At 64.8% G+C, this 13,241-nt stretch carries 11 protein-coding genes and 1 riboswitch; of the genes, 4 read left to right on the top strand and 7 right to left on the bottom strand.

The genetic code is table 11. The annotated features are described in order from the left end of the window. The first annotated feature begins 79 nt into the window (after window positions 1-79). Together NO932_RS15280 and NO932_RS15275 are read left to right on the top strand one after the other, a co-directional pair. Window positions 80-1,369: an adenylosuccinate synthase gene (locus NO932_RS15280; RefSeq protein ID WP_309208161.1), complete on the top strand. Its 1,290-nt coding sequence runs from the start codon at window positions 80-82 to the stop codon at window positions 1,367-1,369. Between the two features lie 60 nt (window positions 1,370-1,429). After that, on the top strand, window positions 1,430-3,766 hold the full coding sequence (locus NO932_RS15275; protein ID WP_309208160.1) for a hypothetical protein: 2,337 nt from the start codon (window positions 1,430-1,432) through the stop codon (window positions 3,764-3,766). 82 nt (window positions 3,767-3,848) lie between these two features. Here NO932_RS15275 and NO932_RS15270 read toward each other — a convergent pair whose 3' ends face one another. From NO932_RS15270 to thiB, 3 genes are read right to left on the bottom strand one after another with little or no spacing between them, the layout of a single operon-like run. Further along, window positions 3,849-4,481, bottom strand: coding sequence for an ATP-binding cassette domain-containing protein (locus NO932_RS15270; protein ID WP_309208158.1), 633 nt, complete (start codon window positions 4,479-4,481; stop codon window positions 3,849-3,851). Beyond that, the gene (locus NO932_RS15265) at window positions 4,468-6,066 is read right to left on the bottom strand and encodes a hypothetical protein (protein ID WP_309208157.1); all 1,599 of its coding nucleotides are present in this window, start codon (window positions 6,064-6,066) and stop codon (window positions 4,468-4,470) included. Before NO932_RS15265 ends, NO932_RS15270 begins: the two co-directional genes overlap by 14 nt. Before the next feature lie 5 nt (window positions 6,067-6,071). Then, a complete protein-coding gene (gene thiB / locus NO932_RS15260) occupies window positions 6,072-7,076 on the bottom strand; it encodes a thiamine ABC transporter substrate binding subunit (protein WP_309211065.1) in 1,005 nt (334 codons plus the stop codon). 94 nt (window positions 7,077-7,170) lie between these two features. After that, window positions 7,171-7,271: riboswitch (TPP riboswitch) on the bottom strand. Window positions 7,272-7,297: 26 nt separating this feature from the next. On the opposite strand from thiB, the gene NO932_RS15255 reads away from it, so the two are divergent. Beyond that, window positions 7,298-7,975, top strand: coding sequence for a thiamine diphosphokinase (locus tag NO932_RS15255; protein ID WP_309208155.1), 678 nt, complete (start codon window positions 7,298-7,300; stop codon window positions 7,973-7,975). Here NO932_RS15255 and NO932_RS15250 read toward each other — a convergent pair. The 3 genes from NO932_RS15250 to NO932_RS15240 form a co-directional block, all read right to left on the bottom strand. Next, window positions 7,972-9,264, bottom strand: a complete 1,293-nt coding sequence (locus NO932_RS15250) for a hemolysin family protein (RefSeq protein WP_309208154.1) — start codon at window positions 9,262-9,264, stop codon at window positions 7,972-7,974. The genes NO932_RS15255 and NO932_RS15250 overlap by 4 nt on opposite strands. A gap of 87 nt (window positions 9,265-9,351) precedes the next feature. Beyond that, window positions 9,352-10,230: an RNA polymerase sigma factor RpoH gene (gene rpoH, locus NO932_RS15245; RefSeq protein WP_309160179.1), complete on the bottom strand. Its 879-nt coding sequence runs from the start codon at window positions 10,228-10,230 to the stop codon at window positions 9,352-9,354. Between the two features lie 180 nt (window positions 10,231-10,410). Continuing rightward, window positions 10,411-11,421, bottom strand: a complete 1,011-nt coding sequence (locus tag NO932_RS15240; RefSeq protein WP_309208153.1) for an RluA family pseudouridine synthase — start codon at window positions 11,419-11,421, stop codon at window positions 10,411-10,413. On the opposite strand from NO932_RS15240, the gene NO932_RS15235 reads away from it, so the two are divergent. Beyond that, entirely contained in the window at window positions 11,420-11,770 is a 351-nt protein-coding gene (locus NO932_RS15235; RefSeq protein ID WP_309160181.1) for a DUF6476 family protein, read from the top strand. The two genes, NO932_RS15240 and NO932_RS15235, sit on opposite strands and share 2 nt — an antisense overlap. Before the next feature lie 3 nt (window positions 11,771-11,773). On the opposite strand, the gene NO932_RS15230 is transcribed toward NO932_RS15235, so the two are convergent. Then, the gene (locus NO932_RS15230) at window positions 11,774-13,153 is read right to left on the bottom strand and encodes an L-serine ammonia-lyase (protein WP_309208151.1); all 1,380 of its coding nucleotides are present in this window, start codon (window positions 13,151-13,153) and stop codon (window positions 11,774-11,776) included. Window positions 13,154-13,241: the final 88 nt, after the last annotated feature.

Genomic DNA, 13,241 nt, shown 5'->3' with positions numbered 1-13,241 from the left:
GCGAAGACCAAAAGCGCCAATGGCCGCCGCGGGGCATTCACCGGCGGAACCTCGGACACGAAAAGGAAAGCTAGCGCAAATGGCGAATGTTGTGGTGGTCGGCTCCCAATGGGGCGACGAGGGCAAGGGCAAGATCGTTGACTGGCTTTCCGAACGCGCCGACGTGGTGGTGCGCTACCAGGGCGGGCACAATGCCGGCCACACGCTGGTGATCGACGGGGTGAGCTACAAGCTTTCGCTGCTGCCCTCAGGGCTGGTGCGGGGCAAGTTCTCGGTGATCGGCAATGGCGTGGTGGTCGATCCGCACCATTTCGTGGCCGAGATCGAAAAGCTGAGCACCCAGGGAGTTTCGATCACACCCGAGGTTCTGCGCGTTGCCGAGAACGCGCCGCTGATCCTGTCGCTGCACCGCGAACTCGATGCGCTGCGCGAGGATTCCAATTCCGGCCTCAAGATCGGCACGACCCGGCGCGGTATCGGGCCGGCCTATGAGGACAAGGTGGGCCGCCGCGCCATCCGGGTGTGCGACCTTTCCGAGCCCGAAACGCTCATGGACAAGATCGAGCGGCTTTTGACGCACCATAACGCGCTGCGGCGCGGCATGGGGGCGGAAGAAATTTCGTCCGAGGCTATCCACGGGGAACTGATGGCGGTGGCCGACAAGATCCTGCCGTTCATGGACCGGGTGTGGGAATTGCTCGACGAGCGGCGGCGGCGTGGGGAGCGCATCCTGTTCGAGGGCGCGCAGGGGGCATTGCTGGACAACGATCACGGCACCTATCCGTTCGTGACATCTTCCAACACGGTCGCGGGACAGGCAGCGCCGGGATCGGGGCTGGGGCCGGCGGCCATCGATTATGTGCTGGGGATCACCAAGGCCTACACCACGCGGGTGGGCGAGGGGCCGTTCCCGACCGAGCAGAACAATGAAATCGGCCAGTTCCTGGGCGAGAAGGGGCATGAATTCGGCGTGGTCACCGGCCGCAAGCGGCGTTGCGGCTGGTTCGATGCGGTGATCGTGCGTCAGACGGTGCGCACTTCGGGCATCCACGGCATCGCGCTCACCAAGCTCGACGTGCTCGACGGGCTCGACGAGATCAAGGTCTGTGTCGCTTATGAACTCGACGGGCAGCGCATCGACCATCTGCCTGCCTCAATGGGGGCACAAAGTCGAGTCAAGCCCATTTATGAAACGCTGGAAGGCTGGAAGGAAACCACCGCCGGCGCCCGGAGTTGGGCGGATCTGCCGGCCCAGGCGATCAAATATGTGCGGCGGGTGGAAGAATTGATCGGGGCCACGGTCGCCATGTTGTCGACAAGCCCGGAACGCGAAGACACGATTTTGGTCCAGGACCCGTTTCAAGATTGAGTTTTCTTGTTTAAAAACAATTTTGTTATACCGCCGGCAGAAAGTGACATTGAGTAGATAATGGCCGACTATCGCGAACTCTTGCGCAAGGCGATCGATGCCCTGCCGGAAAATACCGGTGCCAATCGCCGAGCAGTCTATGAGAAAGCGCGCAGTGCCCTTGTCGCACAATTGCGTGCCATCGAGCCACCACTGCCGGCGCGCGAAATCACCACTCACCGTCTCAATCTCGAAGATTGTATTCGCGAGGTCGAGCACGAAGCGACCGAAAAGCTTCTGGGCCGGTTCCGTGCCGTCGAGGAGGTCGAGCCCGAGCCGATGGCCGAGGCGACCGCCGAGCAGGAAGCCTATGAGGAGGCTTACTCGGACGAGCCGGTTGTCGATGAGCCGGTTGCCGAGGAGCCGCGAGCCGAAGAAGACTATCTGGCCGAGCCCGAGCACGCGCCGGAACTGGAGCCGGAGCCGGAGTTAGACCCGGAAGCCGGACCGGAGCGCGAACCCGAGCCTGAGCTTGAGCCTGAGCCTGAGCTTGAGCCCGACGATTTCGAGGCCCCGCCGGCCGAAGATTTCGAGCCGGAGGCCGAGGGGGAGCGGGTAGAGCCGGAAGAGCCGCGCCTGGACGATGGGGAAACCGACATCGTCGAGCCCGAGCCTGTGTGGTCGCGCGAGGATGAGCAGGTCATTATCGACGAAGACGACCGGTTCGACACTCGCCCCGAGAGCGATGCGTTCGTCGAGCCCGAGCAAGAGGTTGAGCCGGAGCAGCCCGGCGACGATGTTCCGGAGGCCGAGGAGCCCGAGATTGCCTGGGAGCCGACGCCGGAAACGCCCGAGGAGCAAGAGCCTGCGCCATACCGGGCCGGCTCGATCGAAGACATCATCGCATCGGCCGAGCGGGCGGCGCAGTCGGGTGAGAGCCAGCCGGTGGAGCCGGTGTCGCCCCACGAGGACAACCGCGTCATTCCGTTTTCGCCGCTCCCCGAACGGAGCGCCTTCGAGCCCGAGCCGACGCCATCGAGCGAGCGGCATTTCATTCTTTCCGAAGCGCAGGCCGAGCCGCGCAGCACCGTATCGCTGGTCGACATGCACGGGCGCCCGCTGGGCGGGACGGCCGCCCAGCCGTCCGAGCCGGAAACGGCGATGTCGAGCGTACGCGAAGTGGAGCTCGAACCGGGCATCATCAGCCGCCCGGAAATCTCCGACGCCCAGGTGGCCATAGACCGGGCTATCGCCGCGCTCGACCGTGAAGCACGCGGGGAAACCACGGAAACCGCCGATGCGGAACAGGAACCGGCCGAGGAAGCAGCGCCAGCCGGGGAAGCGGGCGAGGAGCGCGGCGAACGGTCCGGCGGCTTCGGGGCCTTTACCATATTCCTCGTGATCTCGGTGCTGCTGCTCGGCGGCGGCGGGGTCGCGGGCTATTGGGCCTGGCGCGAGGGCTATATCGACCTCAACGCGCTTTTCGCCCAGGGCCAGACCGAACCGACCACCGAGGTGGCGGAAGCCGAAGTGCCCGAAACCCCCGAGACCACGCCTCCGGCGGAAACGGAGGCGCAGAACCCTGCGACCAACACCACCCCGGAAGTGCCCTCGGCCAGCGGCGAGGTCAGCGGATCGACCATGCCGGGGGAAGAACTTCCCTTTTCCGAAACCGAAACCCCGAGTCCGGCCCAGGCCGAGCCCGAGGCGACGTTCGAGGATCGGCTGCCGGCGGAAGCCCAATCCCCCATCGAGCCGGATGCGGAAATGCTCGAGGAGCCCGGCATCGCGCTTTCGACCGAAGGCGCGCAATCGCTGCTGCTCGAGGAACAGACCGGCGGTTCGACCGGGGCCGTTCCCTATTCGGGAAGCGTCGAGTGGTCGCGCGGCACCGACGAGCTGGGGCATCCCACGATCATCGCCGACGCCTCCATTCCGGCGCGCAATCTGGAAGTCGAGGTGCTCTTGCGCCGCAATGCGGATGCCAATCTGCCGGCGAGCCATTTGATGGAAGTCAATTTCACGGTTGCCGAGAGCTTTATCGGCGGCTCGATCGCCAATTTACCTGGGGTGTTGCTCAAGGACGAGGAATTGGTGCAGGGCCAGCCGCTGACCGGTGCGTCGGCGCGCATCGTGGGCAATTCGTTCCTGTTCGCGCTTTCGAGCGCCAGCGAGATCGATGTGGAGAACAATATCGAGCTTCTGACCGAGCGGGCCTGGGTGGACCTCGCCATGGTCTATGGAACGGGGCGGCGCGCCATCCTGACGCTGGAAAAAGGCCAGGACGGCGAAGCGATTTTCGAGGACGTGCTGGCTGCCTGGGCGGCGCTCGATGCGGAAGCCGAGGCGCCGGCCCAAGAGGAGGCCGCTCCCGCTGCCGAGGACGCAGCGCCGGCCGTGGACGCGACCGACGCCTAGGCATTTCAGCCTCGTCGCGTTTCCGAACCACAAAGTGATACCGTCCCCGGCCCAAGCCGGGGACATGCTTTTGTGGAACGGTCTAAGCGGCTACGGTCCTGCCGCCTTCAATGCGATAGGTCTTTGCCGCCAGGGCGGCGACATCTTCGGCCTGGTGCGAGACGATGATGGCGTGCCAGCCATTCTCCCGCACCAGCCGCGCTATCAGATCACGAATGGGAATGATGGTCTGCGGGTCCAGCCCGGTGAAGGGCTCGTCCAGCAACAGGATCGGTCGGTTGCGCAGGAGCGTGCGCGCCAGCGCGACGCGCTGTTTCTGGCCGCCCGAGAGGCGATCGGCGCGGCGGGAGGCAAGGCCGGGCAGATCCATGCGGTCGAGGGCTTCGATCACCCGCCGGTCATCGGCACGGGCGCGGCCGCCGAGCCCCAGCGCCACATTGGCGCCGGCCGAAAGGTGATCGAACACATTATCGGCCTGAAAAAGAATCGATACCGGGCGTTCTTCCGGCGGGCGGGCGAGGATCGAAGCGCCATTGAGGCGGATGTCGCCGGAGGCGGGGTCGAGAAAGCCGGCGATCAGATCGAAAAGCGTCGATTTGCCCGCGCCCGATGGACCGACCAGTCCGACGATCTCTCCGGCCTGGATGCTCATCTCGAACGAAAATTCGGTATCACCGCCCGGATAGCGGAAGGTGAGGCGGTCAATCTCGAGCATTGGTCAACCGGTCCACAAGCTTGGGAATGAGGATGAAGGCGGACACCGAGAGCAGCAAGAGAATGGCCGCGATCGCTTCGGCATCATTGGTGCGATAGGCGCCGAAGGCTCGATACATCAGCCAGGGGAGCGTGGAGAACTCGGACGTGCCGAACAGCGAGATGACGCCGAGATCGCCCAGGGAAAAGACGAAGGCGATGGCCAGCGCGTAGCCCACGGGCTGGCCGATCAGCGGCCATTCGATGCGGCGCCATTGGGTGAAGGCGGAAAGGCCGAGGGCGCGGATGACGCGGCGGTGGCGCAGGGCGAGCGCTTCCAGAGGCGGCGCGAGCGTGGCGAAGACGAAAGGCAAGGCCAAAAGCGCGTTGGCGAGGATCAGCACCACCGGGGCAACCCGTATGGGCGGGAGGCCGGTCAACCGGGCAAGGAGGAAAAAGCCCAGCGAGAGCACGACGGCGGGGACGGCGAGATAGGCAAAGACCGGAAAGCCGAGCAGCGCCCGGCCAAGCGTGCCATGGGGCTGGAGGGCGCGGGCCATGCCCAGCGCGATGCCGAGGCCGACCGCCAGGAGGGCGCTGAGGGTGCCGATGACAAGGCTGGTGGTTGTGGCGTGCCAGAAGGCCGGTTGGGCGAGGACGGGGGCGATGGCGGCCAGCCCTTCGCCCAGGACGCCGGCGAGGGGAGCGAGAAAGCCCAAGAGCAGGACGATGAGCAGGACCACCTGAAGGGCGGCGAGCCAGCCCCTCTCGGGCCAATGGATGCCGGCACGGGCGCCGAAAAGCGTGGCGGCGGGGGCGAGGGTGGTCGCGGGGATGATGATCATGGCGCAGATGAGGAGCTGGACAAGGGCGAGATTGACGGCGGCGCCGAGATCGAAATCGAGCCGGACCGCTTCGTAGATGGCGACCTCCAGCGTCTGGTTGGCGGGGCCGCCGCCCAGGGTGAGCACGACGGGAAAGCTGGTAAAGCAGAGAAGGAAGATTGTCGCCGCCACGCCGGGGATGGACGAGGCCAGGGCGGGCAAATCGATGATCGCGAGGCGTTGGAGCGGGTCTAAACCCAGGCTGCGGCCGAGCTTGAGCTTTTCGGGCGGGATGGCGGCGAGCCTGTCGATGAAGATGCGGGCCGAAAAGGCGCCGTTGAGCACCACATGGGCGGTAACGATCCCCCAGAGGCCGAAGATCGAAGAACCGGTTTCGAGCCCGAAGGGGGCGAGCAGGAGATTGACCCAGCCATTTCGGCCCCAGATGGCCAGCAGCCCCGAAACGATCACCAGGGACGGCATGACAAGCGCGGTCGAGAGCAGGCCGATGACCAGGCCGCGGCCGGGAAAGCGCAGCCTGTCGAGCGTCCAGGCGAGGATCAGGCCGGCGAGGATCGAGAGGATGGTGGAGAGGCTGGCCTGGATGGCCGCCATGGCGACGATGCTGCCGATGCCGGCAACGCTGGAACCCGTGCTGGGGAAACGCTGCCCGGCGATCCAGAGGGCGATCAGCAGGGCGGCGATCAGAACGGCGATGGCGGCGGCGATCAGAGCGCCGGCAATGCGGCGGCCGGGACGCCAGGTTGGAGCTGTCCCGGCCACTTGTTCTACCTCAGGTTCGCGAAGGCTTCGTCGATCCAGGCGCGCGTGTTGGCGGTGACCTCGTCGGCATCGAGCAGGAGCGCGGGGGCGGGGTCGATCATCTCGGCAAAGCCGGGATTGAGGCCGCCTTCGGGCTCGAGCACCGGGTACATCCAGTTGGTTTCGGGCAGGGCGGCCTGGGCCTCGGGGGTTACGAGGTAGGCGAGGAACTGCCGGGCCAGCTCCTGGTCGGGGCTGGAGGCGAGAATGCCGGCGACCTCGATCTGGGTGTAATGGCCCTCGTCGAACCTGGCGGCCTTGTAGCGGTCCTCGCCTTCGGCGATCACGTGATAGGCGGGGGAGGTGGTGTAGGAAAGCACCATATCGGCTTCGCCGGCCAGGAACAGATCGTAGGATTCCGACCAGCCGGTGGTGACGGTGAGGACATGGGGGGCGAGGCCCTCCCAGATCTCGGCGGCGCCATCGCCATAGGCGGCCTTGATCCAGAGGATGAGGCCCAGGCCGGGGGTCGAGGAGCGCGGGTCCTGGATGACGATCTTGAAGTCTTCGGGAAGCGCGATCAGCTCTTCGAAATTGGCGGGTGGGGTGGGCAGGGCTTCTGAATCGTAGACGAAGGCGAAATAGCCGTAGTCGACGGGCACGAAGACCTCATCGGTCCATTCGATGGGCAGCTCGAACTCGGGCAGGTCCAGGGTGTGTTCGGTGAAAAGGCCCGTGGCCTTGCCCTCGCCGATGGTGGCGGTATCGAGGCCGAGGACGATATCGGCCTCGGTGGTTTCGCCTTCGAGCTGGACGCGGCGCAGGGCGGAGATGGAGTCCTCGGCGGAAACGAAGTTCAGCGTGCAGGCGCATTGGGCTTCAAAGCCCTCCTTAAGCGCCGGGGCGGGGCCCCAATCGGCGGCGAAGGCATCGTAGGTGTAGATGGTGAGGGTGGGATTATCCTGGGCGGACGCGGGAAGCGCGAGGGCTCCCAGCGCAACCGCACACAGGGCTTTTTTAAGCGAAACGATCATCGATTTCCTCGATTTCGGGCGCAAGCGCCAAGCCTTTGTTGCGGCCATAAATGGACGAGGGGAAAGGTGAGCGTATGGAGGGCGCATTGAGAGCCCTTGCCATCTCGAACTTCCTCCGCCAGCATGACCTGGTTCAGGTTCCATGGGTTTTTCTCAGCCCGTCCTTTCGGACGGACACCCCAGCGAGACGAGGCGAGACTATAGGCGTCCAAGGTTCAGTGCAAGAGAGCGCCGGGGGAGAGGGCCTGCCGCTCCGGTTCAATGGCATGCTGCTCATCGTGGGGGGCGGGAGCGTGGAGCCGGAGATGCTCGAACGGCTCGCGGCGCTTGCGGAGGGCATCGTGGGGGCCGACAGGGGCGGCGATATCGTTCTGGCGGCGGGGCTCGTGCCGGACGCGGTGATTGGCGACATGGATTCGGTGGCCGACAGCGCTCGCTTTTCCGGCCGCACGCGGGTTTTGACGCTGGCCGAGCAGGACACCACCGATTTCGAGAAATGCCTCTATTCGACGCGGGCGCCGATCACCCTGGCCATCGGGATGACCGGCGGGCGGTTCGACCATACGCTGGCGGCGCTGCACGCGGTGGCGCGGTATGCCCATGAGCGGCGGATCATTTTGATCGACGGCCATGATCTGGCCATGGGGGTGGCCGGGTCGATCGCGCTTGACGTTGGGGCCGGGGAGCGGGTGTCGATCTATCCGCTGGGGCGGACGCGGTTTGCGCGCTCGAAGGGGCTGCTCTATCGGCTGGACGGATTGGAAATGGCGCAGGGCGAGGCGATCGGAACCTCGAACCTTGCCACCGAGGATCGGATCGAGATCGAGGTGGCGCCAGGGGTGCAAGACCCCTGGCTGCTGATTTTGGACCGAAAGCTGCTCGACGCCGTGATTTAAGCCTCAGCCTCGGCGGTCACCGGCGTTGCGAGCACCTTGTCGACGCGGCGGCCGTCCATATCGACGATTTCGAGCCGCCAACCGTCGGTTTCGAGAACCTCGCCCGTGGTGGGCAGGTGCTGCAGGCGGTCGATCATGAAACCGGCAAGGGTCTGGTAATCGCGCTTTTCCGGCAGCAGCAGGCCGAGGCGGTCGGCGAGGTCGTCGGCGGTGAGGCTGCCGGCCAGAAGCCAGGAGCCATCCTCGCGCTGAACGGCTTCGTCCGCCTCGCCTTCTTCCAGGTCGGAGCGGAAGACACCGGCGATGGCTTCGAGCAGGTCCGAAGGCGTCACGAGGCCTTCAAAATGCCCGTACTCGTCAAGCACCAAGGCCAGCGGAAAGGCGGCGCGGCGGAGAACGTCGAGCACGTCGAGCGCCCCCATGGTGTCGGGGACGACCTGGGGCTTGCGCAGCAGGCGGCGAAGGCCGGCATGGTCCTCGGGCCGGGCTGCAAGAAACTCCCGAACCACGAGCACCCCGATGATGTTGTCGGTCTCGCCGCTCGACACCGGAACGCGCGAATGCCTGAAGCGGGCTAGCTCGGACCGGATGGTTTCGAAATCGTCGTCGAAATCGATCATCTCCACATCGGTGCGCGGGGTCATGATGCCGCGGGCACGGCGGTCCGACAGACGCAGCACGCCGGCGATCATGCGCTTTTCGTCGCGTTCGATGACGCCGGTTTCGGCCGCTTCGGCAACGATCGACTTGATCTCCTCCTCGGTGACCTGGTCCTCGTTGGAGTCGCTCATTCCCAACAGGCGGAAGATCAGCTTTGTGGAAGCGTCGAGCAGCCAGACGACGGGCGCGGCCACCTTGGAGAGCAGCGCCATGGGCCGGGCGACGAGGCAGGCCATGCGCTCGGCATTGCGCAAGGCGAACTGTTTGGGAACCAGCTCGCCAACGACCACGGAAAGATAGGTGATGACGACCACGACGCCGCCAAAGCCCAAGGCGGATGCCGCAGCGCCGGGCAGGCCGGCGGCTATGAGGATTTCAGTCAGTTGGGCGCCAAGCGTGGCGCCGGAAAACGCACCGGCCACGACGCCGATGAGCGTAATGCCGATCTGCACGGTGGAGAGAAAGCGGCCGGGGTCGTCGGCCAGCTTGACGGCTGCTGAGGCGCCGGGGTGGCCACGGTCGGCCATGGATCTCAGCAAGGGCTTGCTGGACGAGACGATGGCGAGTTCGGACATGGCGAACACGCCGTTGAGCAGGATCAGACCCGCGACGATAGCGATTTCTATCATTTGGCACGGATCGGCTTTTCAGCCGGTCCGATTTTGTCCTTCAGTTGGTTCCGGGGAGCTGCACAATGAGGGCTCGGAGAGGCTGCGTCAATGCGCAGCCTGGGTCCGAGCCGCCTCCTTGACCGCATCCTGAACCTTCTCGAACGCCCGCACTTCGATCTGGCGGATACGCTCGCGGCTGACGTCGTATTCCTGGGCCAACTCCTCGAGTGTCGAGGGATTTTCCTGCAGGCGACGGGCCTTGAAGATGGCACGCTCGCGGTCGTTGAGAACTTCAAGCGCGCCTTCGAGCAGGCCCATGCGTTCGTCGAATTCCTGGCTTTCGCCGAGAATTTCTTCCTGGTCGGGCGCATCGTCGATCAGCCAGTCCTGCCATTGGCTGGAGCCTTCATCGGCGCGCATGGGCGCATTGAGGGAGGCGTCGCCGGTCAGGCGCTGGTTCATGGACACCACATCGTCTTCAGAAACGTTGAGGGTCGTGGCGATCTGCTTGATCTGGTCGGGATGCAGATTGCCGTCCTCAAGCGCGGCGATCTGACCCTTCAAACGGCGCAGGTTGAAGAACAGGCGCTTTTGCGCCGCGGTGGTGCCGATCTTGACGAGCGACCACGAGCGCAACACGTATTCCTGGATCGAAGCGCGGATCCACCACATGGCATAGGTGGCAAGCCGGAAGCCCTTGTCGGGCTCGAAGCGCTTGACCGCCTGCATGAGGCCGACATTGCCTTCCGAAATGACTTCGGAAATGGGCAGGCCGTAGCCGCGATAGCCCATGGCGATCTTGGCCACCAGACGCAGGTGGGACGTGATGAGTTTCTGTGCCGCCTCGGGATCGGCATGCTCCTTGTACCGCTTGGCGAGCATGAATTCCTCGTCAGGGTCGAGCATGGGAAACTTGCGGATTTCCTGAAGATAGCGGTTGAGCCCGCTTTCTGAACTCAGGACAGGTAGATTGGACTGGGCCATTATTGCACCCCCTCTTATCGAACCCCCGGGATATCCCGGCGGGTGAGCTCGCGAAACGCCCTTTCCGGCACGCGCGCGAGACACATTTGGAGAGTAGATATAGGTCGCAATGAGGCGATTACACCCCCGCCCCGCGAATTTTTGCCATTCGCGGGATGCATGGGTCGCCGGGTTCACAGACTACAATGTGTAAGAGGCAAGGGCGGTTGCGAGATTTGCGAGATCGGGCGGCAGCGGGCTCTCAAAGTGCAGCGTTTCGCCGGTCGCCGGATGGGCGAAACCGAGCACGCTTGCATGGAGAGCCTGCCGATTCAGGGCTTTGATGGCCTGTTGGATGGGTTTGGGCACCCGATTAATCTTTGTTGCAAAACCGGCGCCATAGAGCCCGTCGCCCAGCAGCGGGTGCCCGATATGGGCCATGTGCACGCGGATCTGGTGGGTGCGGCCGGTCTCCAGATTGCAGGTGAGCTGGGCCACGGTCCATTTTTCGTCGGCAAAGCGCCCGCTCACCCGATAATGGGTGATCGCCTCGCGCCCGTCGCGGCCCAATACCGATTGCTTGAGCCGGTTGTGCGGATCGCGGCCGATGAGGGTTTCCACGGTGCCGACAAGCGGATTGGGGATGCCCCACGCGAAAGCGGTATAGGCCCGCTCCAATGGGCCGGTCCGGCCATGATCGGCGAACTGGGCGGCGAGGCCATTATGGGCTTGCTCGGTCTTGGCGGCCACCATCACGCCGGAGGTGTCCTTGTCGAGCCGGTGGACGATGCCGGGGCGTTTGACACCGCCAATGCCGCGCAAGGATTGGCCGCAATGGTGGATGAGGGCGTTGACCAGAGTTCCATCCTCATTGCCCGGCGCGGGATGAACGACCATGCCGGCGGGCTTGTCGATGACGATCAGGTGCTCGTCCTCATAGAGGATGGCCAATTGGATGGCTTGCGGTTCGGGCTCGGCTTCGTCCGGCTCGGGGGCGGCAAGGGTGATGGACTCGCCGGCCTTGACGCGATATTTGGGCACATCGTTCGTGGTTCCTCCCACGCTCACCGCGCCTCCCTGGATCAAGTCCTTGATCCGGTTGCGCGAAAAGGCGGGGAAACGGGCCGCTAGAAATGCATCGAGCCGCGTCCCGGCCTCGCTTTCGAGCACCGTGGCGTCATGCCTGTTTCCCTGGAGCCCATCCGCTGCCATGACCCAACCTCAAGCCGATTTCGACAAAGACGAGCCGCTGAGCCCCGAGGCCGAGGCGGTTATGGCGAAAGCGCGGCGGCGGGCCGCAATATCGATGCTCGTCATGCTGATCGGCTTTATGGCGGTTGTGCTGGTGGTTGTCTATCGCCTGGTCACCATGGGGTCGGACGTATCGGACCGCTACGCGCTGCAATCGATCGCATTGCCGGCGGACGCGCAGGTGATTTCGAGCCAGGTGCAGGACGGCTTGCTGACGGTGACCTATGTGGCCGGTGAAGCGCAGGCTATCCGCATTTTCGACGGCGAGACCGGCGAAATGGTGCGCGAGATCGCGATTACCGCTGAATAGCGCTCAGCAATCGGGCACCGCTACGCTGAGGCCGCCCAGGGAAGTTTCCTTATAGCGCTCGTCCATGTCGCGGCCGGTTTGGCGCATGGTCTCGATGCAGGCGTCGAGCGGCACGATATGGCTGCCATCGCCCTGCATGGCGAGAGATGCGGCGGCGACGGCCTTGACCGCGCCCAGCCCGTTGCGTTCGATGCAGGGGACCTGGACTAGGCCTTTCACCGGATCGCAGGTCATCCCCAGGTGGTGTTCGAGAGCGATTTCGGCGGCGTTTTCGATCTGTGCGTTGGTGCCGCCAAGCGCCGCGCAGAGCGCCGCGGCCGCCATGGCGGAGGCCGAGCCCACTTCGGCCTGGCATCCCGCCTCGGCGCCGGAAATCGACGCGTTGTATTTGATCAGCCCACCGATCGCGGCGCCGGTGAGCAGCATATCGGGGATCTTGTCGCGGCTCGCGCCGGGGACGTGGGAAAGATAATAGCGCAGGACGGCTGGGAAGACGCCGGCGGCACCGTTGGTGGGAGCGGTGACGACCTGACCGCCGGCGGCGTTTTCCTCGTTGACCGCCATCGCATAGGCCGAGAGCCAATCGATGGCCGAATGCAGCGGCACGTCATTGGCCCCGATGCGGCGCGAGAGGTTTTCGAAAATGGCGCGGGCACGCCGCTTAACCTTGAGCCCGCCGGGAAGTTCGCCCGTGGCTTCGAGCCCGCGGGTGATGCAGGAATCCATCACATCCCAGATGTGCATCAGACGGTGGGAGAAGGCTTCGCCATCAAGCCGGGCGCATTCGTTGCGGCGCTTCATCTCGGCGATGGAAAGGCCTGACGTCTCGCCCATTTCCAGCATTTCGGCGGCGCTGGCAAAGGGGAAGGGGACATCGTCGGCGGGGGTGGCAGGGAGGTCGCCGGATTCGATTTCGGCCAGGGTTTTGACGAAGCCGCCACCAATCGAGAAATAGGTTTCCGCGACGATGGTTTTACCGTCCGCATCCAGAAGGGCGAAGCGCATGCCGTTGGGGTGAGCGTCGAGCCGCGTCTTGCGGTCGACGATCAGGTCGGCGTCGGGATCGAGCGCGATGGTCCAGCCGGGGGCGGGGGAGATCGTCTTGCGCGAGGCGAGGTCGGAAAGCGCCGCGTCGGCTTTTGCCCGGTCATAGATGTCGGGCGCAAAACCCAGGCAGCCGGCGAGGACGGCGGCATTTGTGCCGTGGCCGACGCCGGTGAAGGCGAGGGAGCCATAAAGCGTGATCTGGAGCCGGGTGCCCTCGCGGGGCGGCAAATCGCGAACGCGGTCGAGAAACCGCGCCGCAGCCAGCATCGGGCCCATGGTATGGGAGGATGACGGACCGACGCTGACTTTGAAGACATCGAAAACCGAGACGAACATGCGGGCCTTCCCCTCGCTCGCGTAGGGTTCGTTGGCGGGTGAGGGAATAGAAAGTTATTGCGCTCGTCAAGCCGGATTTGGTGGTGGC

The sequence above is a fragment of the Pelagibacterium sp. 26DY04 genome, assembly GCF_031202305.1.
Taxonomy (GTDB): Bacteria; Pseudomonadota; Alphaproteobacteria; order Rhizobiales; family Devosiaceae; genus Pelagibacterium.
Note: the sequence above shows the minus strand (reverse complement) of the source record. Positions and strands in the feature narration are given on the sequence as shown.

What these genes read in the sequence shown, in the direction of transcription:
- NO932_RS15280 (WP_309208161.1), top strand. Translation starts at nt 80, where the DNA reads ATGGCGAATGTTGTGGTGGTCGGCTCCCAATGGGGCGACGAGGGCAAG.
- NO932_RS15275 (WP_309208160.1), top strand. Translation starts at nt 1,430, where the DNA reads ATGGCCGACTATCGCGAACTCTTGCGCAAGGCGATCGATGCCCTGCCG.
- NO932_RS15270 (WP_309208158.1), bottom strand. Translation starts at nt 4,481, where the DNA reads ATGCTCGAGATTGACCGCCTCACCTTCCGCTATCCGGGCGGTGATACC.
- NO932_RS15250 (WP_309208154.1), bottom strand. Translation starts at nt 9,264, where the DNA reads ATGATAGAAATCGCTATCGTCGCGGGTCTGATCCTGCTCAACGGCGTG.
- rpoH (WP_309160179.1), bottom strand. Translation starts at nt 10,230, where the DNA reads ATGGCCCAGTCCAATCTACCTGTCCTGAGTTCAGAAAGCGGGCTCAAC.
- NO932_RS15235 (WP_309160181.1), top strand. Translation starts at nt 11,420, where the DNA reads ATGACCCAACCTCAAGCCGATTTCGACAAAGACGAGCCGCTGAGCCCC.
- NO932_RS15240 (WP_309208153.1), bottom strand. Translation starts at nt 11,421, where the DNA reads ATGGCAGCGGATGGGCTCCAGGGAAACAGGCATGACGCCACGGTGCTC.
- NO932_RS15230 (WP_309208151.1), bottom strand. Translation starts at nt 13,153, where the DNA reads ATGTTCGTCTCGGTTTTCGATGTCTTCAAAGTCAGCGTCGGTCCGTCA.